Origin of the sequence: Martelella radicis (assembly GCF_014196625.1) — a bacterium.
GTDB classification, from domain to species: Bacteria; Pseudomonadota; Alphaproteobacteria; order Rhizobiales; family Rhizobiaceae; genus Martelella; species Martelella radicis.
In genome coordinates, this window is sequence record NZ_JACIDZ010000010.1 from 129,424 (window position 1) to 147,160 (window position 17,737).

The 17,737-nt window shown below is 61.1% G+C and carries 21 protein-coding genes; 14 read left to right on the top strand and 7 right to left on the bottom strand.

The genetic code is table 11. The features are described from left to right. Positions 1 to 187: 187 nt before the first annotated feature. The 4 genes from GGR30_RS15175 to GGR30_RS15190 all read left to right on the top strand — a co-directional run bounded on the left by GGR30_RS15175 (position 188) and on the right by GGR30_RS15190 (position 3,097). Positions 188 to 730, top strand: a complete 543-nt coding sequence (locus GGR30_RS15175) for a hypothetical protein (protein ID WP_183487768.1) — start codon at positions 188 to 190, stop codon at positions 728 to 730. A 129-nt stretch (positions 731 to 859) separates the two neighbouring features. After that, a complete protein-coding gene (locus GGR30_RS15180) occupies positions 860 to 1,297 on the top strand; it encodes a hypothetical protein (RefSeq protein ID WP_183487769.1) in 438 nt (145 codons plus the stop codon). A gap of 126 nt (positions 1,298 to 1,423) precedes the next feature. Beyond that, complete coding sequence (locus GGR30_RS15185) at positions 1,424 to 2,128, top strand: sulfate transporter family protein (protein ID WP_183487771.1); 705 nt, start codon at positions 1,424 to 1,426, stop codon at positions 2,126 to 2,128. 111 nt (positions 2,129 to 2,239) lie between these two features. Further along, positions 2,240 to 3,097, top strand: coding sequence for a D-amino-acid transaminase (locus tag GGR30_RS15190; protein ID WP_183487773.1), 858 nt, complete (start codon positions 2,240 to 2,242; stop codon positions 3,095 to 3,097). Positions 3,098 to 3,131: 34 nt separating this feature from the next. Here the strand turns inward: GGR30_RS15190 and GGR30_RS15195 are convergent, their stop codons facing one another. Then, positions 3,132 to 3,923, bottom strand: a complete 792-nt coding sequence (locus tag GGR30_RS15195) for an NYN domain-containing protein (protein WP_183487776.1) — start codon at positions 3,921 to 3,923, stop codon at positions 3,132 to 3,134. Positions 3,924 to 3,971: 48 nt separating this feature from the next. Continuing rightward, entirely contained in the window at positions 3,972 to 4,724 is a 753-nt protein-coding gene (nth, locus tag GGR30_RS15200) for an endonuclease III (RefSeq protein WP_183487778.1), read from the bottom strand. A gap of 21 nt (positions 4,725 to 4,745) precedes the next feature. On the opposite strand from nth, the gene GGR30_RS15205 reads away from it, so the two are divergent. The 6 genes from GGR30_RS15205 (at position 4,746) to GGR30_RS15230 (ending at position 8,778) form a co-directional block, all read left to right on the top strand. Beyond that, complete coding sequence (locus GGR30_RS15205; protein WP_183487780.1) at positions 4,746 to 5,237, top strand: DUF2244 domain-containing protein; 492 nt, start codon at positions 4,746 to 4,748, stop codon at positions 5,235 to 5,237. Positions 5,238 to 5,312: 75 nt separating this feature from the next. After that, positions 5,313 to 6,197, top strand: a complete 885-nt coding sequence (locus tag GGR30_RS15210; protein WP_183487782.1) for a methylated-DNA--[protein]-cysteine S-methyltransferase — start codon at positions 5,313 to 5,315, stop codon at positions 6,195 to 6,197. Positions 6,198 to 6,516: 319 nt separating this feature from the next. Then, on the top strand, positions 6,517 to 7,473 hold the full coding sequence (gene tal / locus GGR30_RS15215) for a transaldolase (RefSeq protein WP_183487784.1): 957 nt from the start codon (positions 6,517 to 6,519) through the stop codon (positions 7,471 to 7,473). Positions 7,474 to 7,781: 308 nt separating this feature from the next. Beyond that, positions 7,782 to 8,012, top strand: a complete 231-nt coding sequence (locus tag GGR30_RS15220) for a hypothetical protein (protein ID WP_183487786.1) — start codon at positions 7,782 to 7,784, stop codon at positions 8,010 to 8,012. A gap of 152 nt (positions 8,013 to 8,164) precedes the next feature. Next, the gene (locus GGR30_RS15225) at positions 8,165 to 8,395 is read left to right on the top strand and encodes a hypothetical protein (protein WP_183487788.1); all 231 of its coding nucleotides are present in this window, start codon (positions 8,165 to 8,167) and stop codon (positions 8,393 to 8,395) included. Between the two features lie 146 nt (positions 8,396 to 8,541). After that, positions 8,542 to 8,778: a hypothetical protein gene (locus tag GGR30_RS15230; protein ID WP_183487790.1), complete on the top strand. Its 237-nt coding sequence runs from the start codon at positions 8,542 to 8,544 to the stop codon at positions 8,776 to 8,778. Positions 8,779 to 8,873: 95 nt separating this feature from the next. Here the strand turns inward: GGR30_RS15230 and GGR30_RS15235 are convergent, their stop codons facing one another. From GGR30_RS15235 to ccmA, 5 genes are read right to left on the bottom strand one after another with little or no spacing between them, the layout of a single operon-like run. Beyond that, on the bottom strand, positions 8,874 to 9,473 hold the full coding sequence (locus GGR30_RS15235; RefSeq protein ID WP_183487792.1) for a DsbE family thiol:disulfide interchange protein: 600 nt from the start codon (positions 9,471 to 9,473) through the stop codon (positions 8,874 to 8,876). Beyond that, a complete protein-coding gene (ccmD, locus tag GGR30_RS15240; RefSeq protein WP_183487794.1) occupies positions 9,470 to 9,631 on the bottom strand; it encodes a heme exporter protein CcmD in 162 nt (53 codons plus the stop codon). Before ccmD ends, GGR30_RS15235 begins: the two co-directional genes overlap by 4 nt. Continuing rightward, the gene (locus tag GGR30_RS15245) at positions 9,631 to 10,401 is read right to left on the bottom strand and encodes a heme ABC transporter permease (RefSeq protein ID WP_183487918.1); all 771 of its coding nucleotides are present in this window, start codon (positions 10,399 to 10,401) and stop codon (positions 9,631 to 9,633) included. The genes ccmD and GGR30_RS15245 overlap by 1 nt, the downstream gene beginning before the upstream one ends. 40 nt (positions 10,402 to 10,441) lie before the next feature. Further along, entirely contained in the window at positions 10,442 to 11,101 is a 660-nt protein-coding gene (gene ccmB, locus GGR30_RS15250) for a heme exporter protein CcmB (RefSeq protein WP_183487796.1), read from the bottom strand. Between the two features lie 3 nt (positions 11,102 to 11,104). Beyond that, positions 11,105 to 11,761 (bottom strand): heme ABC exporter ATP-binding protein CcmA, encoded by a 657-nt coding sequence (ccmA, locus tag GGR30_RS15255; RefSeq protein ID WP_183487920.1) that lies wholly within the window; start codon positions 11,759 to 11,761, stop codon positions 11,105 to 11,107. Positions 11,762 to 12,045: 284 nt separating this feature from the next. On the opposite strand from ccmA, the gene acnA reads away from it, so the two are divergent. From acnA to GGR30_RS15275, 4 genes are all read left to right on the top strand, one after another. After that, on the top strand, positions 12,046 to 14,739 hold the full coding sequence (acnA, locus tag GGR30_RS15260) for an aconitate hydratase AcnA (protein ID WP_183487798.1): 2,694 nt from the start codon (positions 12,046 to 12,048) through the stop codon (positions 14,737 to 14,739). A gap of 194 nt (positions 14,740 to 14,933) precedes the next feature. Continuing rightward, positions 14,934 to 16,019, top strand: coding sequence for a Gfo/Idh/MocA family protein (locus GGR30_RS15265; RefSeq protein WP_183487800.1), 1,086 nt, complete (start codon positions 14,934 to 14,936; stop codon positions 16,017 to 16,019). Between the two features lie 128 nt (positions 16,020 to 16,147). Next, positions 16,148 to 16,741 carry an exopolysaccharide biosynthesis protein gene (locus GGR30_RS15270; RefSeq protein ID WP_183487802.1) on the top strand — a complete coding sequence of 198 codons (594 nt, stop codon included), beginning with the start codon at positions 16,148 to 16,150 and terminating at the stop codon, positions 16,739 to 16,741. A 132-nt stretch (positions 16,742 to 16,873) separates the two neighbouring features. After that, the gene (locus GGR30_RS15275; protein ID WP_210288069.1) at positions 16,874 to 17,608 is read left to right on the top strand and encodes a DUF1223 domain-containing protein; all 735 of its coding nucleotides are present in this window, start codon (positions 16,874 to 16,876) and stop codon (positions 17,606 to 17,608) included. Positions 17,609 to 17,737 lie beyond the last annotated feature (129 nt).

Sequence of the window (17,737 nt, forward strand, 5' to 3'; positions counted from 1 at the left end):
CCGGCTTCGGCCGGGCATTTTGTTTTCCCGATCTCGGCGAGTTCTGTCACGACCAACCTCCTGAGATGTCGGGGCTTTCGCCAAGTCCTTAAATTCCCGTGAAATTTTGCGTAAATTCATGCCACAATTTTGACGGGAATCATTGGCTTCCTCCCCTCGCTGTCAACATGCAGAAAGGAAGACGTTCATGAGGATGCGTAAAATCGTCTATGCGGGTCTGGCCGCGACAGTCATTGGTGTTGTCTCTCTTCAGACCGCTGCCTCGGCCGCGGAAATGTTTGATTCCGGGGGCACGTGGAACGCGGCCTGCGACAGTGAGATGACCTGCCGTCTGACCACCAGCCAGATGCCGGCCGATGACGGCGGGCTCGCGATCCCCTCCTTCGTCAAGGCCGACAAGCCCCATGCGCCAGTGATGATGGTTCTGCCGACGATCACCGGGATGGAGACGCTCAATCGCGACGGCGTGTTCACGATCGCCGTCGATGGGCATGACATCGTCTCGATTATGGTCAAGGACCTGAAGAAGGACGACGCCGAAGGCGGTTACGTGACCAGTGATCAGGCGATCGTCCTGCCGGTGCTGGCAGCCGCCCGCGTCGGCAGGGACGAGATCATGGTCAGTTATCTGGGCCCCGAAACCCAGGAGGTGGCAACCGCGGACCTGACCGGGCTCCACGCCAGCCTTGACTGGCTGTCCCAACAGCAGCAGCCGGGTTCCGGCTCCTGACAAACGGCCAGTTCCTGTATCGCGAGACTCCGGTTTTCGCGATACAGGCGCCGGCTTTGTCTCCCGCCTATACTCTTCGCTCCGCACCATGCTAGGACTGTGTCAGACAAGAATAATGTTGGGGTCAAAATGGCAATCACGGTTGAAGAGGTTCTCGCTCTCGGCGAGCGATGGTGCGACACGCTGCGCGAGGGCGGGGAGATTGCCACGCGCGAGGCGTTCTTTCTTTACCATCCCGCCCGCATCTATGTGCAGGAGAGCGGCGCGTCGATGACGCTTGAGGAACATCACGCCTATCACGAACAGTTCGCTTTCCAGCGGCTGGAGCTCGGCGATTTCGTCATCGCCCAGTTGTCGGCCGAACCGGAGCGCGCCCGCGCCATCGGCTCGCTCTACTGGGAGGCGCATTTTCCCGAGGAGGACGGCAGACCGCCGCTGCGCGCGACGGTTGGCGAGGACTGGATCGTCGAACGCATGCCCGACGGCGAACTCAAATTCGTCCTCTGGCTCAACACCTCGCATCATTTCCTGCCCGACAGTGCCGTCGACCGCCTGAAGCTCGACTAGCGCATCGTACCTTTGGCATCCGAATGGACGCACCGCGCTCCAAGCGGACGCTTGCAGGGCGGCGGCCGGTGACCTAAATCGAGAGGAAAGACGTCTCGCGACGGGCGCGAGGCCGGGGAGTTGCCGATGCTTTTGAGTGCGGCGCGTCAAGCGCTTCTGGACCTGATCGACCCCAAGATGCGCGGCATCCTGTGGAAGGTGCTGGGCCTTTCCCTCCTCTGCCTCGTCGCGTTGTGGTTTGCCATCCGCTCGCTGTTCCTGTGGCTGGCCTTCCCCTTCCTCGCCAACCTGTTTCCGACGATGCCGGAATGGACGGGCTGGATCACCTTCGTGCTGCTGATCTTCGCCGCCGTCGGCCTGGCACTCGGGATTGCGCTTCTGATGGCGCCGGTCTCCGCCTTTGTCGCCGGCATCTTCCTCGATGACGCGGCCGAGCATATCGAGCGCCTTCACTACCCGGATGACCCGCCCGGCACCGCCCTGCCGGTGTTCACGGCGATGAGGGAAGCGCTCAAATTCCTCGGCATCGTCATCCTCGGCAATATACTAGCGCTGCTGCTGTTGCTCGTCCCCGGCGTCAATCTGGTCGCCTTCTTCCTGGTCAACGGCTATCTTCTCGGCCGGGAGTTCTTCGAATTCGCGGCAATGCGTTTCATGGGTCCCGAGGCCGCGCGCGCATTCCGGCGCGAAAGAGGCCTCACCGTGTTTCTTGCCGGCCTCATCGTTGCCGGTTTCGTTGCAATCCCGATCGTCAATCTGGCGACCCCGCTGTTTGCCACGGCCTTCATGGTGCATCTGTTCAAGCGGATGCGGGAGAACGCCGTGGTTTGATGCGCCGAATTCAATATTACCGCAACGAACGACGAAGAATACGGTCTTGAATCGAAGACCCGGCAAGGTTATGACCATTTCATGGTGAAAAGGGCGAACAGGAGCTTGAACATGGGGCGTATCGTTTATCTGAACGGGGAATGGCTGCCGGAGACAGAAGCAAAGGTCTCAATCTTCGATCGCGGCTATGTCTTCGCCGATGCGATCTATGAGGTCACTTGCGTGCTCGACGGCAAGCTACTGGATTACCCCGGCCACGCCGCCCGCCTGAAACGCTCCACCGATGCGATCGGCATCAAACTGCCCGTCGATGACGACGGCCTGCTGGCGCTTCACCGGGAGATCGCCGAACGCAACGACATGCGCGAAGGCCTGATCTATCTCCAGGTCTCGCGCGGCAATCCCGGCGATCGCGACTTCATGTTCGAAAAGGATATGGAGCCGACCTTCTCCATGTTTACCCAGAAGAAGAACGTGATCGAGTCGGCCTCGGCAAGAAAGGGCATCACCGTGGTGACGCTCGAGGACCTGCGCTGGGGGCGCTGCGACATCAAGACGGTCCAGCTTCTTTACCCGAGCCTGGCCAAGATGGAAGCCCATGACAAGGGCGCGGACGATGCCTGGCTGGTGAAGGACGGTTTCGTCACCGAGCAGACCTCCGCCACCGCCTATATCGTCACCGCCGACGATGTGATCGTCACCCGCCCTCTGTCGCGCGAGGTCCTTCCCGGCATCACCCGCGCCTCGGCGCTGGAGATCGCCGCCCGCAACGGCTTCAAGGTGGAAGAGCGCCCGTTTTCCGTCGATGAGGTCAAGGCCGCCAAGGAAGCCTTCTACACCTCCGCCAGCAATTTCGTGACGCCCGTCGTCGCCATTGACGGCGAGAAGATCGGAGATGGCAAGCCGGGCGAGCTCAGCCTGAAGCTGCGGGAGCTCTATATCGAAGACCGCCGTGCGAATGCGATCTGATTGGCCTCTCCGGCTCTGTCTTTCGGATGACCACTTATGACTCCGGGCTTTCCGACCAATCCTGCGGGCATGTCAGGACGGATCCGTTTGGTTTGATGACCTGTTGAGGAAGAAGACATGCCGCAAGCATTTCGTCTTCGATGAGCTTGAAACCACTCGACACGGCCTTAAGCGCCTTTGGCGGAACAGGATTCTTGGGACTGCGCGGCAAAATCCGGGGAACAAGCACAACCTCGAGGCCCAATTCCTGCGTGACGATACGGATCGGTTCAATCAGATCTGTGTCATTGGTAAGCACATAGGCGACATCATAGTCGCCTCGATAGCCATCGCGCACGAGGTGGGCCGCCAGCTTTACGTCACTGCCTTTTTCCTGAGGTATGCTTGCCATCACGAACTCCGGATAGGGCTCGTGCCATTGATACCCTTGTGGCCTGGCATCCGGAGGATGGAGAAGCTTCACCCATTTGTTGTTGATTGAAAAGTTTCCGGCGTGAATATTGATATCGGGATTGGTCTTCAGAGCTGCCAGATAGGCTTGCTGTTTGCCGACAGCCAGCGGATCGATCTTGCCGGAGACATATGCCGTGTAGAAATTGACATGGCTGAGGACATGACCTTCGCTTGCCAGAGCCTTGCCAAGTGCGAAAATGTCGAGCCAGCGAAACTGCCGAAGTTTTTTCAGCCGCGAGTTATAAAGATTGAAGCCATCCACGTAGAAGATCGCGCGCATGCCAAAAAAACCAAAAGCCGCAAAGGATTTCTCCTTATACGGCTTTCGGACCCAACAGCATAGCTGCGGGTTGTCTTGCTGCTTATATGGCATATTGCCATATCTTTTACAATGCTTTGTAACCGGCGAGGACTAGACTTATCACCCGATCGGCGCCAGCGGCGCAGGCATCTCTGAGGTCTTTTCCGCCGCCTTGCAGATGTCGGCGATGACGCAGGCGGGGCAATCGGGCTTGCGGGCCTTGCAGACATAGCGTCCGTGCAGGATCAGCCAGTGGTGGGCGTGGAAGAGGTAGTCGGGCGGAATGATCTTTTCGAGCTTCGCCTCCACCTGGTCCGGCGTCTTGCCCGGCGCAAGGCCGATGCGGTTGGCGATGCGGAAGATATGGGTATCGACCGCAATCGTCGCCTGCCCGAACGCCATCGACATCACCACATTGGCGGTCTTGCGGCCGACGCCGGGAAGGCTCACCAGTTCCTCGCGGGTCTTCGGCACCGCGCTGCCGGAATCGGCGATCAGACGCTCGCTGAGCGCAATCACGTTTTTCGCCTTGTTGCGGTAAAGCCCGATGGTGCGGATATAGGAGGCAAGCTTCTCCTCGCCGAGCGCCGCCATCTTTTCCGGCGTGTCGGCCACGGCAAAGAGCGCTCTCGTCGCCTTGTTGACGCCCACATCCGTCGCTTGGGCCGACAGCACCACGGCGACCAGAAGGGTGAAGGGATTGGTGTGCTCGAGCTCGCCCTTTGGTTCAGGCCGCTGCACCGAAAACCGCCGGAAGATCTCGCGGATCTCGTCCTTCGAATAGGCCGAGCGGGCGGGCGCGCGCTTGCCGGCGGCCGCCGGATTTGACTTTTTCGCCCTTTGGGTGCTCACTTGTGGCTTGGCTTTTGTCATTTTCTTTTGATCGCTGACGCTATGACCGATGTGAATGCGTTTGAGGACCGGCCGGTGTTTTCGGCTGAACTTTTCCCCCATCGCTCTTTGGGGCGCAAGGGTTTTCGCGTGCTGCTCGCCTTGGCCGCGCTTGGCTTCTTCCCCAATGCGCTGTGGTTCGCCGCCCATGGGGCCTGGCCGATTGCGCTTTACTGCGGCCTTGCCTTTGTCGCGCTCTACATCGCATTCCGGCTTTCCTACCGGTCGGCAAGGGTGCGCGAACATGTCTCCGTCTCCAGGCTTTCCGTCTCCGTGCGCAAGATCACGCCCTCGGGTCGGATGAGCGAAACCCATTTCAACCCGTTCTGGACGCGGTTTGCCGTCGACCGTCACGACGAATTCGGCATTACCGGCATGCGGCTCCTGAGCCGCGACGAACGGCTCGAGATCGGCGCCTTTCTCAATCCGGACGACCGGGAGAGTTTCGCCGCCGCCCTCAAGCAGGCTCTCGCCACGGTCAAACAGCGCATTTGAGCGCCCCGCGCAAGTTTCGGGTGGCGGCGTGACGCCGAAGCGTGTTTCCTTCCTGTTGCGAAGGAGGCCAGGACGATGAATGCCATTCTTGAAACCATGACCGAAGAGCCGATCGAGATAACCCCCTCAGGCGCGGATTATGACGTCGTGCGCAAGGTCATCGCGATGATCAGCGAAGAGTACCGCGAACAGCCGGGGCTCGAGACCATCGCCCGGCGGCTCGACATGTCGCCGACCAGTCTGCAGAAGACCTTTACCCGCTGGGCGGGGCTTTCGCCCAAGGCCTTCCTCCAGGCGATCACCCTCGACCACGCCAAGCGCCTGCTCGGCGAGGAGAAGCTGCCGCTGCTGGACACCTCCTACGAACTCGGACTTTCCGGCCCGGGCCGCCTGCACGACCTGTTCGTGACCCATGAAAGCATGTCGCCCGGCGAATGGAAGGCGGGCGGCGGCGGGCTCGTCATCCGCTACGGGTTTCATGCCTCCCCCTTCGGCACCGCGCTGGTGATGGCGACGGAACGCGGGCTTGCAGGAGTCGCCTTTGCCGATCCGGGCGAGGAGGAGGCGGCGCTTGCGGACATGACCGCGCGCTGGCCCGAGGCCGCCTATGTCGAGGATGTGCCGATGACGGCGGCCTTTGCCCGCCGCATCTTCGATCCCGCCGAATGGGCCGAGGACCGGCCGCTCAAGGTCGTGCTCATCGGCACGGACTTCCAGGTCCAGGTCTGGGAAAGCCTTCTGAAGATCCCCTTCGGCAAGGCCAAGACCTATTCCGAGATCGCCTGCGAGATCGGTCGCCCGAAGGCCTCGCGCGCCGTGGGCGCCGCAATCGGCCGCAATCCGGTCTCCTTCGTCGTGCCCTGCCACCGCGCGCTCGGCAAGTCCGGCGCGCTCACCGGCTATCACTGGGGCCTGACGCGCAAGCGCGCCATGCTGGGCTGGGAAGCGGGACGCGCCTGATCCGCGACCGGCCGACCCTGCTCGTGGCGGCCTCGATTTTTCTCTGACTGTTTGCGACCGGTCAAATCCTTGTCTAAATCGATTGATATCTTGCCTTGACTTGCGAAGCAGCGCCTTGCGATAGTCGCGGGCGAATATCAGCGGATGTCGGCGCTTGCGTCCGGCGCCGATGTTTGCCAACAGTCATTGAAAGATCACCGCGGCGCGTTAGCCTTTGCAGCAGACGGCGCCGAAAAAGCGCGAATGCTGTCCGGCTAAGAAATTGAGAGCGGTTCGCCGGCCATTTTGCCGCGAACCCGGAAAACGAAGGATGAGGATCATGGCTTCCAAACTTGACCAATTGCGCGAGATGACAACGGTCGTCGCCGATACCGGCGACATCAAGGCCGTCGCCAAGATCAAGCCGGTCGACTGCACGACCAACCCCAGCATTGTGCTCAAGGCACTGTCGACGGACATGTTCGACGAGCAGTTCGCCGCGGCGATCAAATGGGGCAAGTCCCAGTCGGGCGATCGCGAGGATGTGGTCGCCGCCGTTGCCAGCCGCCTGGCGATCGATGTCGGCGCGGCGCTCGTCGATCTCGTCCCGGGCCGTGTGTCCACCGAAGTGGACGCCGACCTGTCGTTCAACACCGAAGGCTCGATCAAGAAGGCGCATGAAATCATCGCGGCTTACGAGGAACGCGGCATCGGCCGCGAGCGCATCCTGATCAAGCTGGCGTCCACCTGGGAAGGCATCCGCGCCTGCGAAGTGCTGCAGAAGGAAGGCATCGACTGCAACCTGACGCTTCTGTTCTCCAAGTGCCAGGCGATCGCCTGCGCCGATGCCGGCGCCTTCCTGATCTCGCCCTTCGTCGGCCGTATCCTTGACTGGTACAAGAAGGCCACCGGCGAGGACTACACCGCCGAGACCGATCCGGGCGTGCTGTCAGTGCGGTCGATCTACAATTACTACAAGTCCAACGGCATCAAGACCGTGGTCATGGGCGCCTCCTTCCGCAACACCGGGGAAATCGAGGGTCTGGCCGGCTGCGACCGCCTGACGATTTCGCCGAACCTGCTGGAAGAGCTCGAAGCCGATCAGGGCAAGCTGGAGCGCAAGCTCTCGCCGGACGCCTTCGAGCCGGAGCCCAAGGTGGAGATGGACGAGCAGACCTTCCGCTGGATGATGAACGAAGACGCCATGGCGACCGAAAAGCTTGCAGAGGGCATTCGCAACTTCGCTGCAGACCTCGGAAAACTGCGCACCCGCGTGGCAAAAGAACTCGACGCCTGATCACGAAAACGTCAATTTGCCTAAAAATCAACCCGGCCCTTGTGGCCGGGTTTTCTGTTTCGGCTCTTCTTTCATCGTCCAAGAACGGTCCCACCCCCACCCTCTATCCATTTGATTTTTAATTGATAATGCAAACTCTCTCCAGCCCTGCCCGAGACCGTACTGGTTTCCGTCCGCCTGGTTTCAAGATCAGAAGCGTCAATATTTAGGCAACGCTGCGGTTCGCATTCGGCGACTTGTTGATCGAATGATTAAACCCTAATTCCCGGTCATCGAACGAAACAACGATGACACAGGAGTTCATCACAATGTCCAAGTTTATCGCATCCGCAGCACTCGTTTCCGTCCTCGCTTCGGCTCCGGCCGCCTTCGCGCTGCAGCCTTCCGCCATTCCGGAAACCGGCAAGGTTACCAAGGCGCCCGTCGGCAGCACGGTCACGATCGAATCGACCGGCAAGTTCGGCAATCGCTACCAGAACTATTTCCGCGTCGCTGAAGACGGCGAACTCGAATTCGTCTTCCAGGACTCGGGCAACTGATTTCGCAGCAGACAAGAGGCCGGCGGCCCTGAGCTTCAGCGGCAATGCGCCGGAGATGCAAAAAAACCACCTCCCCCGTCTTTCGGCCTCTTGTTAATCAAATGATTAAACCTACATCTGACCCATCAGAGAAATTCAGTCAGGAGACTGTCATGAACAAGATTTTTGCATCCGTCGCCCTCGTTTCCGCACTCGCAGCAGCGCCAGCCGCCTTCGCGATCCAGCCGTCTGCCATCCCGGATACCGGCAAGGTCACCAAGGCTCCCGTCGGCAGCACGGTCACGATCGAAACGACCGGCAAGTTCGGCAATCGTTACCAGAACTATTTCCGCGTCGGTGAAGACGGCGAGCTCGAATTCGTCGATCAGTACCGCACCAACTGATTTCCGCCTCGAAAGGGGCCAGAAGGGGTGTTCAACTCCCTTCGCCAACTGCCGAAGCTGAGCGCGTCGAGACCAATGAGGCCTCCGTTTTCGCTCACCGGCGACACGCAACCGATACAATACATCAAACCAGTCAGGAGACTGTCATGAAGAAGCTCTTTGCATCCGCCGCCCTCGTTTCCGTTCTCGCCGCCGCTCCGGCCGCCTTTGCGCTGCAGCCGTCGGCCATCCCGGAAACCGGTACGTTCAACAAGGCCCCGGTCGGCAGCACGGTGACGATCGAATCGACCGGCAAGTTCGGCGATCGCTACCAGAACTATTTCCGCGTCGGCGAAGACCACCAGCTGCAGTTCGTTGATCAGGTTCGCGAGAGCAACGACTGATCTCCTCGTCGTTTCTCTTTCCTGGGCGAAGCAGAAGGGCGACCGCATCATGCGGCCGCCCTTTCTTCATCCGGCGGCACAAATGCGGCCTCGCCTCAGTTCATCAACCGAGATGCAGGGCCGATCGTGCGATCGATAACCGGCAAGATCTCCCGCGCATAGGAGGTAGAATCGATCGGGCCGACCTTCTTGAAGATGATCGTGCCATCCGGCCCGACGACAAAGGTCTCGGGAATGCCGTATACACCCCAGTCGATCGCCGCGGCACCCCGCCGGTCGACGCCGATCGCGGCATAGGGGTTGCCGAGCTCGCCAAGGAAGCGCAGCGCATTGTCGGGATTGTCCTTGTAGTTGATGCCGACGACATTGATCTCGGGATCCTCCGCGAGCTCCATCAGAAACGGATGCTCCTGCCTGCAGGGCACGCACCATGACGCGAAGACGTTGACGAGGGTGAACTTGCCTTCGATCTCGGCATCGGTGAGCGCCGGCAGACCGCTGCCCTGAAGCGGCGGCAGGTCAAGCGCGGGCGCCTTCTTGCCGATCAGGACCGAGGGAATTTCCTGAGGGTCCCGGCCGGCGAGAATCTGCCAGCCGAAAACGGCAAAGAGCACGGCGACCACGAGCAGCGGCACAGCCGCCATCAGTGAGCGCCGCCTGCCCGACGTGTTTTCTTCTTCGCCTTCTTCGCTCATGCGTCCTTGCCTGCGCTGCGCCTTCTGGCACCGGCCTTTTCAAGGGCTGCAAGTTCGCGCTTGCGTGCACGACCATCCAGGAACAGCCAGGCAACCAGCCCGGCAAAAACCAGCGCCGTTGCGCCATAGGCCGCTGATATGAAGAAGGTGTGGCTCATCATCGCTCCTTTCGCTGGGGACGGGCGGCCTCCGCCCTGCTTGCCGCGATCCGGCGCATGGCCGCCACCCGGCGGCGATAGATCTCGTTGCGCATGGCGACAAGATGCATGGTGAAGAAGGCGAAAGTATAGGCGAGCGCCATGAAAGCGAGCGGCCACAGAAAGACGGGATCAATCGTCGGCCCGTCAAGGCGAATCACGCTTGCCGGCTGGTGCAGCGTGTTCCACCAATCGACCGAGAACTTGATGATCGGAATATTGATCACGCCGACCAGGATCAGGATCGCCGAAAGCCGGGCCGCGCGCTGCGGCTCGTCGACGGCCCGGTTGAGCGCGATGATGCCGAGATACATGAGGAACAGGATGAAGACCGAGGTGAGCCGCGCGTCCCACACCCACCATGCGCCCCACATGGGCTTGCCCCAGAGCGAGCCGGTCAGAAGCGCGAGAAAGGTGAATGCCGCGCCGATGGGGGCAGCCGCCTTGTGGGCGACATCGGCGAGCGGATGACGCCAGACCAGCGTACCGAGCGCTGCCGCCGCCATCACCATGTAGCACATCATCGAAAGCCAGGCGGCGGGCACATGGATATACATGATGCGCACCGTATTGCCCTGCTGGTAATCCCCTTCCGACGTCAGGGAAAGATAAAGCCCGACGGCAAAAAGGACGAGCGTGATCGCGATCATGAACGGCAGGACACGGCCGACGAGCGTGAGAAAACGCGTCGGGTTCGCAAGCCCCGCAATCATCCCCGTCTTTGGCTTCATCTCGTTCAAGACCGTCCTCCAGGCTTCTATCGGGTTTCGCTCAATCGTCGCCCTGACGCAAGGCCAGGCTTGCGGCAAGAGGCCCGACAACCGCAAAAAAAAGCGTAAGCGCGACGAGGATCAGGAAGGGCGGCAGGAATGCCTCGATCTCGGACGTCGCCGCATAGCTTGCCCCGACCCCGAAGATCAGCACGGGGATTGCAAGCGGCAGGATCAGGATCGGCACCAGAAGCCCGCCGCGCGGCAGCGACACCGCAATTGCCGCGCCCGCCGCGCCGATGAAGGTGATGGCGGGCGAGCCGACGAGCAGCGTGATGAAGGCCGCGCCAAGGCCCGCCGGGCCGACATTCATCAAAAGCCCCATGACCGGCGAGAGGATGACCAGCGGCAGGACATAGGCCGTCCAGTGGGCCAGGCATTTGACCAGAACGATCAGCACCAGCGGCTCGTCCTGCATCTTCAGAAGGTCGAGCGAGCCGTCGTCCCGCTCGGCGCGAAACAGCCGGTCGAGCCCGATCAGCGTTGAAAGCAGCACCGCGATCCAGACGATTGCCGGGCCGATGCGCGCAAGCAAGGCCAGATCGGGGCCAACGCCGAAGGGCACGGTGGCAACCACGCAGAGGAAGAACAACAGCCCGACCAGCGCTCCGCCGCCGGCGCGCAAGGCAAGGATGACATCACGGCGGTAAAGCGCGCCCATGGTCTAGAACGCCTCCGCCATGAAGGGATCTGCGACAAGACGCGTAGGGCCGGTGAACGCCATCGCCTCAGCGGCCTCAAGACCGAGCGGCTCATGAGTCGCGGCAATGATGATGCCGCCGTCGCCAAGGTGGCTGTTCATCAGCGCGGCGACAGTCTCCCGGGCAGCCTTGTCGAGAGCGGCCGTCGGCTCGTCCAGCAGCCAGACCGGGCGATGGGCAACCAGAAGTCGGGCGAAGGCGATGCGGCGCTTCTGGCCTGCCGAAAGGTATGCAAAGGGAAGATCGAGCACGCCTTCAAGCCCGACAGCCTCGACAGCCTCTTCCGGGTCCAAGCCCGCGCTCTCTTGAAAATCTCCCAGTATCCGTTTCCAGAGGGCCAGATTTTCACGCGCGGTCAGCTCCTGCTTCATCGCGTTCTGGTGCGCGAGGTAATGGGCGGCAAAGGCGAGCGGCAGCGCGTTTTCGTCGTCGCCGATGAAATGGGCATGGCCGCCGGTCTTCCCGACCAGACCCAGAAGCGCGCGCAACGCCGTCGATTTGCCCGCGCCGTTCGGGCCGGTGAAGACCATGCTCTGACCGGCGACAAGCGTAAGCGACAAATTGCTGAAAATCAGCATGTCGCCCCGGCTGACCGAAAGGCCTGCAGCCTCTATGCGCAAAGCCATTTGCTCCCCTTCGCCGGACACGACAGCCCGCATAACTTGCCGGTTGATAAAAAAATTTTAAATTTCAACCATTGTTTATCTGGCACCTTTCTTAGAAATTATCTATACAATGCGCAACCACGCCAGCGGCCGGCGTGAAACACATCCTTGTGCCGAACTTGGGGCATTGCGTCCCACGTGCGGACAGCGGAAATGGTCGCACCCGCATCCTGATGTCGTAAGTACATAGGCGTTCGCACGGCTAGTCTTGGCCAATCAGAATGAGCGGGGTTTTATCCGTGGCTAAATCACTCGACAGTTTTGAATGTCGCTCCACACTCGATGTGGACGGCAAAGAGTATGTTTACTACAGCCTGCCGAAGGCTGAAGCGAACGGGCTCGAAGGCGTTTCGAAGCTTCCCTTCTCCATGAAGGTGCTTCTTGAAAACCTTCTTCGCAACGAAGACGGCCGTTCGGTTACCAAAGACGACATCATCGCTGTCGCCAAGTGGCTTAACGACAAGGGCACGGCCGGCGCCGAGATCGCCTACCGCCCGGCTCGCGTACTGATGCAGGACTTCACCGGCGTTCCCGCCGTCGTTGACCTTGCCGCCATGCGCGACGGCATCGTCAATCTCGGCGGCGATCCGGAAAAGATCAATCCGCTCGTTCCCGTCGACCTCGTCATCGACCACTCGGTCATCGTCGACGAATTCGGCACGCCGCAGGCCTTCGCCCACAATGTCGAATATGAATACAAGCGCAACGGCGAACGCTACCGCTTCCTGAAATGGGGCCAGCAGGCGTTCAAGAACTTCCGCGTCGTGCCCCCCGGCACCGGCATCTGTCACCAGGTGAACCTCGAATATCTCGGCCAGACCGTCTGGACCAAGGAAGAGGACGGCGCCGAAATCGCCTATCCCGACACCTGCGTCGGCACCGACAGCCACACCACCATGATCAACGGTCTCGGCGTTCTCGGCTGGGGCGTCGGCGGCATCGAGGCTGAGGCTGCCATGCTCGGCCAGCCGGTTTCCATGCTGCTGCCGGAAGTCATCGGCTTCAAGCTGACGGGCGAGCTGAAGGAAGGCGTGACCGCGACCGACCTCGTGCTGACCGTCGTGCAGATGCTGCGCAAGAAGGGCGTCGTTTCCAAATTCGTCGAATTCTACGGCGCAGGCCTTGATTCCATGTCGCTCGCCGACCGCGCCACGATCGGCAATATGGGTCCGGAATACGGCGCGACCTGCGGCTTCTTCCCCGTCGACTTCGAAACGCTGCGTTACCTCGACATGTCGGGCCGCACCAAGGAGCGTATCGCCCTGGTCGATGCCTATTCCAAGGCACAGGGCATGTACCGCGAATCGGGCGGCGAGGATCCGGTCTTCACCGACACGCTGGAACTCGACCTCGGCGACGTTGTGCCGTCCATGGCCGGCCCGAAGCGCCCGGAAGGCCGCATCGCGCTGGAAAACATCGCCTCCGGCTTCGCCGACGCGATGGTCAACATGTACAACAAGGAAGAAGGCGCGATCGAAAAGCGCTATCCGGTGGAAGGCACGGATTATGACCTCGGCCACGGCGATGTCGCCATTGCCGCCATCACTTCGTGCACCAACACCTCCAACCCGTCCGTGCTGATCGCGGCCGGCCTTCTTGCCCGCAACGCCGTTGCCAAGGGCTTGAAGACCAAGCCGTGGGTCAAGACTTCGCTCGCACCCGGATCCCAGGTCGTTGCCGAATATCTGGAAAAGGCCGGCCTGCAGGACGATCTCGATGCGCTCGGCTTCAACCTCGTCGGTTTCGGCTGCACCACCTGCATCGGCAATTCCGGTCCGCTGCCGGCTCCGGTCTCCAAGACCATCAACGACAAGGGCCTGATTGCCGCCGGTGTTCTCTCCGGCAACCGCAACTTCGAAGGCCGCATCTCGCCGGACGTTCAGGCGAACTACCTGGCCTCCCCGCCGCTGGTCGTCGCCCATGCGCTGGCCGGCACGGTGACCAAGGACCTGACCACCGAGCCGCTCGGCGAGGACAAGGACGGCAATCCGGTCTACCTCAAGGACATCTGGCCGTCGGCCAAGGAAGTCCAGGAGACGATCGAGAAATACGTCACCCGCGAGCTCTACGAGAGCAAGTATGCGGACGTCTTCAAGGGCGACGAAAACTGGCAGGCGGTTCAGATCCCCGACGGCCAGACCTACGCCTGGGACGACAACTCGACCTATGTGCAGAACCCGCCCTATTTCGTCGGCATGACGCAGACGCCGGGCGCGGTTTCCGACATCAAGGGCGCGCGCATTCTCGGCCTCTTCGGCGACAAGATCACCACCGACCACATTTCTCCGGCGGGCTCCATCAAGGCGCAGTCGCCCGCAGGCGAATATCTGATCGGCCATGGCGTTTCGGTTGCCGACTTCAACCAGTACGGCACGCGTCGCGGCAATCACGAAGTGATGATGCGCGGCACCTTCGCCAATATCCGCATCCGCAATCACATGCTCGGCCCGAACGGCAAGGAAGGTGGCTACACGATCCACTATCCGTCCAAGGAAGAGATGTCGATCTTCGACGCAGCCATGGAATACAAGAAGGAAGGCGTTCCGCTCGTCATCTTCGCCGGCGGCGAATATGGCAACGGCTCCTCGCGTGACTGGGCGGCCAAGGGCACCAACCTTCTGGGCGTGCGCGCCGTGATTGCCGAAAGCTACGAGCGTATCCACCGCTCGAACCTCGTCGGCATGGGCGTCATTCCGTTCACGCTGGAAGACGGCGCAAGCTGGGAAAGCCTCGGCCTGAAGGGCGACGAGACAGTCTCCATCGAAGGCCTCGCCGACATCAAGCCGCGCGAGAAGAAGGTCGCCAAGGTGACCTTTGCCGACGGCACGGTGAAGGACGTTCCGATCCTCTGCCGCATCGACACGCTCGACGAGCTCACCTACGTCAACAATGGCGGCATCCTGCAGACGGTGCTGCGCGATCTGGCCGCCTGATAAGGCCACAGCCATTGATGTGAAACGAAGACCGGGCGGCGCAAGCTGCCCGGTTTCTTTTGGACGCCAAGCCGACATACCGTCCACGTCCTCCTCGTGCTTGACACGAGGATCCAGACAGCATGGTCTGGTTGTGTTGTGGCCACGCACCTTGTAACCCATCTTTCAAGCGCGTTTTCAGGGAGCATTGCGTCATGTCATCCATACCCTTCGCAGTCATCGGTTCCGGCTGGCGGGCGGCTTTCTTCCTCAAGATCGCCAGCCTGCTTCCCGGGCATTTTCGCGCCGTCGGCATTGTCACCGGTCGACCGGAGGCCGAGCGAACGGCGCTGGCGGAGCGTTGGAGCGTCCCGGCCTTCTCCTCTGTCGAAACGCTTCTGGAAGCTACGAAGCCAGAATTTGCCGTGGTTTCAGTTCGCAAGGACGAAATCGTGGCGCGCATCTCGGAGCTAGCAACGTGCAATCTTCCAGTGCTCGCCGAAACCCCGGTCGCCCCCGACCACGGTGGCCTGCTCGCAATCAACGCGCTGGTGGAAGCGGGCGCGAGGATCGAAGTGGCCGAGCAGTATTTCCTGCACCCGATCATTGCGGCGATGCGGCGCCTGATCGATGAAGGACTGATCGGTACGCCGAACTACGCCCATGTTTCGCTCATGCAGACCTATCACGGCATCTCCGTGATGCGGAAGCTTCTGGGCATCGGCTTCGAAAACGCGACCGTCACCGCCAACAGTTTTTCCCTGCCGGTGGTCAAGGGTCCGGGCCGGTTTGATCAGCCGGAACGCCTCGAAATCATCGAGGCCAGCCAGACCATCGCCACCTTCGATTTCGACGGCAAAGTGGGCGTCTATGACTTTGCCGACGCCCAGCACCGCAGCCGTATCCGTTCGCCACGTCTTACCGTGCGCGGCGAACGCGGCGAGATCACGCCCGAACGCACGACCTATCTGATCGATGAGAGCACGCCGGTGACGGTTGAGCTCGCCCGCATGGACAAGGGCCATTTCACCAATTTCGAGGGTTATCACCATCACGCCATCATGGCCGGCGGGCGCTATATTTACGAAAATCCCTTTCCCGGTCCGCATCTGACCGATGACGAGATCGCGGTCGCGACCTGCCTTGCCAATATGCGCGCCTTTGTCGAGGACGGCCTGTCCTCTTACAGCTTCGCAGAGGCTGCGCAGGACTGCGCTCTGGCCGCAGCGATGGAAAAGGCCGCCACACGCGGGCGCCCGATGGCAACCGAAACCAAGCCCTGGCAGCGCTCTGGTTCGTAGCGCCTCTCGGACCTCCTCCTCTGTTGCGAAAGGCGGCGCGTCAGTTGCGGAACCTTCATAATTGAAACCGGAACGATGTTCGCGCCGCCGCGTTTCGCCGCCAAGGGACATGAACACCGGAGCACGATGTGAGCAACGACAAAGAGGAGCAACCGAATTCGCTGACCGGGATCACGCGGGAAGCGCTTGACCATTCCGACGGAGAACGGGTTTCGGTCAACGACATGCTTTCGACATTCGGTTCGGCCTCCTTCGTGCCGCTGCTGATCCTGCCGTCGCTTCTGGTCATGTCGCCCCTTGGCGGCGTGCCGGGATTGTCCTCGCTGTTCGGAATCATGATCGTGCTGATCGCCGGTCAGCGGCTGATCGGGCAGAAGAGCATCTGGCTCCCGGGCTTCGTCCGCAACCGTTCCATTGAGAGCGACAAGGCGGCCGGGGCGATGAAGAAGATGCTGCCTGCGACCCGTTTCATCGACCGCCATTCGCGCCGGCGCCTCGCCTTCCTGTTTCGCGATCCAGTCACCCTCATTCTTCCGCTTGCCTGCGTGGCGGCCGGCGCCCTCATGCCGGTTCTGGAGCTCGTGCCCTTCGCTTCGGCTTTTCTGGGGCTCGCCGTCACGCTGATTGCCTATTCGATGTTGAGCCGCGACGGGCTGTATGCGCTTCTGGCTCTGGCGCCGGTCGCTGCAGCCCTGTGGGTCGGGCAAACCGTTATCTTGTGATGACACACGCATTTTTCACCCCATCGTGACTTTCGATTGAAGGGGGATGAGGCTAGATTGACGCCATACTTGATAAGCACCGGCTTATGATGGCCGCGTGATCCCTTTAAACCGGTGAAGGTTCCTGCCGTGCTGAAGCAGACGATCATATCGGCCGCCTTTCTTGCGGCCCTTGCCTTCTCCCCGGCAGAGGCGGGCAGGATCGAACATCCGCTCGGCGTGCTTGAGCTTTTCACCTCACAGGGTTGCTCGTCCTGCCCGCCGGCAGACCAGGCCGCGGCCGAGATTGCCGACCAGGGCGACATCATCGTGCTGAGCTACCATGTCGACTACTGGAACTATCTCGGCTGGACCGACACGATGAGTAGCCGCGAGAACACCGAACGCCAATATGCCTATGGGGAGGCCATGGGCCGCAGCGGCGTCTACACGCCGCAGGCCATCCTGAACGGACGCGAGCAGATGATCGGCACCAGCAGCGCCGATCTCAACGAGAATTTCGACACGCTTGCCGGAAAGGGCGAAGGCCTCAACGTGCCGCTTTCTACCAGGATGCAGGGCGACGAAGTGCTGATTGATATCGGCTCCGGCGCCGGCAAGGCGGATGTCCTCGTGGTCTATTTCAAGGGCGAGGAGAAGGTTGCCATCAAGGAAGGCGAGAACAAGGGCAAGACGATCGCATACCGCAATATTGTCACCGATGTGCAGACGGTGGGCATGTGGCACGGTGAGCCGACCCGCATCACCCTTCCCGCCCGCGTTCTCGATCCGCGCGATAGTGACGGCTGCGCCATTCTGCTCCAGACGACCGACAAGGCCGGCAACCCCGGACCGATCCTCGGCGCGACCCTGATCACGACGCACTGAGAAACCAGACCGGCCCGGATTTTCAGCGCTCTCGCGCCCGGTTTGCCCGAAGAATTAACAACTTCTTTACCATGTTCGGCGAAAGCTATGGGCCAGGACCTTTGATGCGGTCTTGCGTGCGTGAAGGGG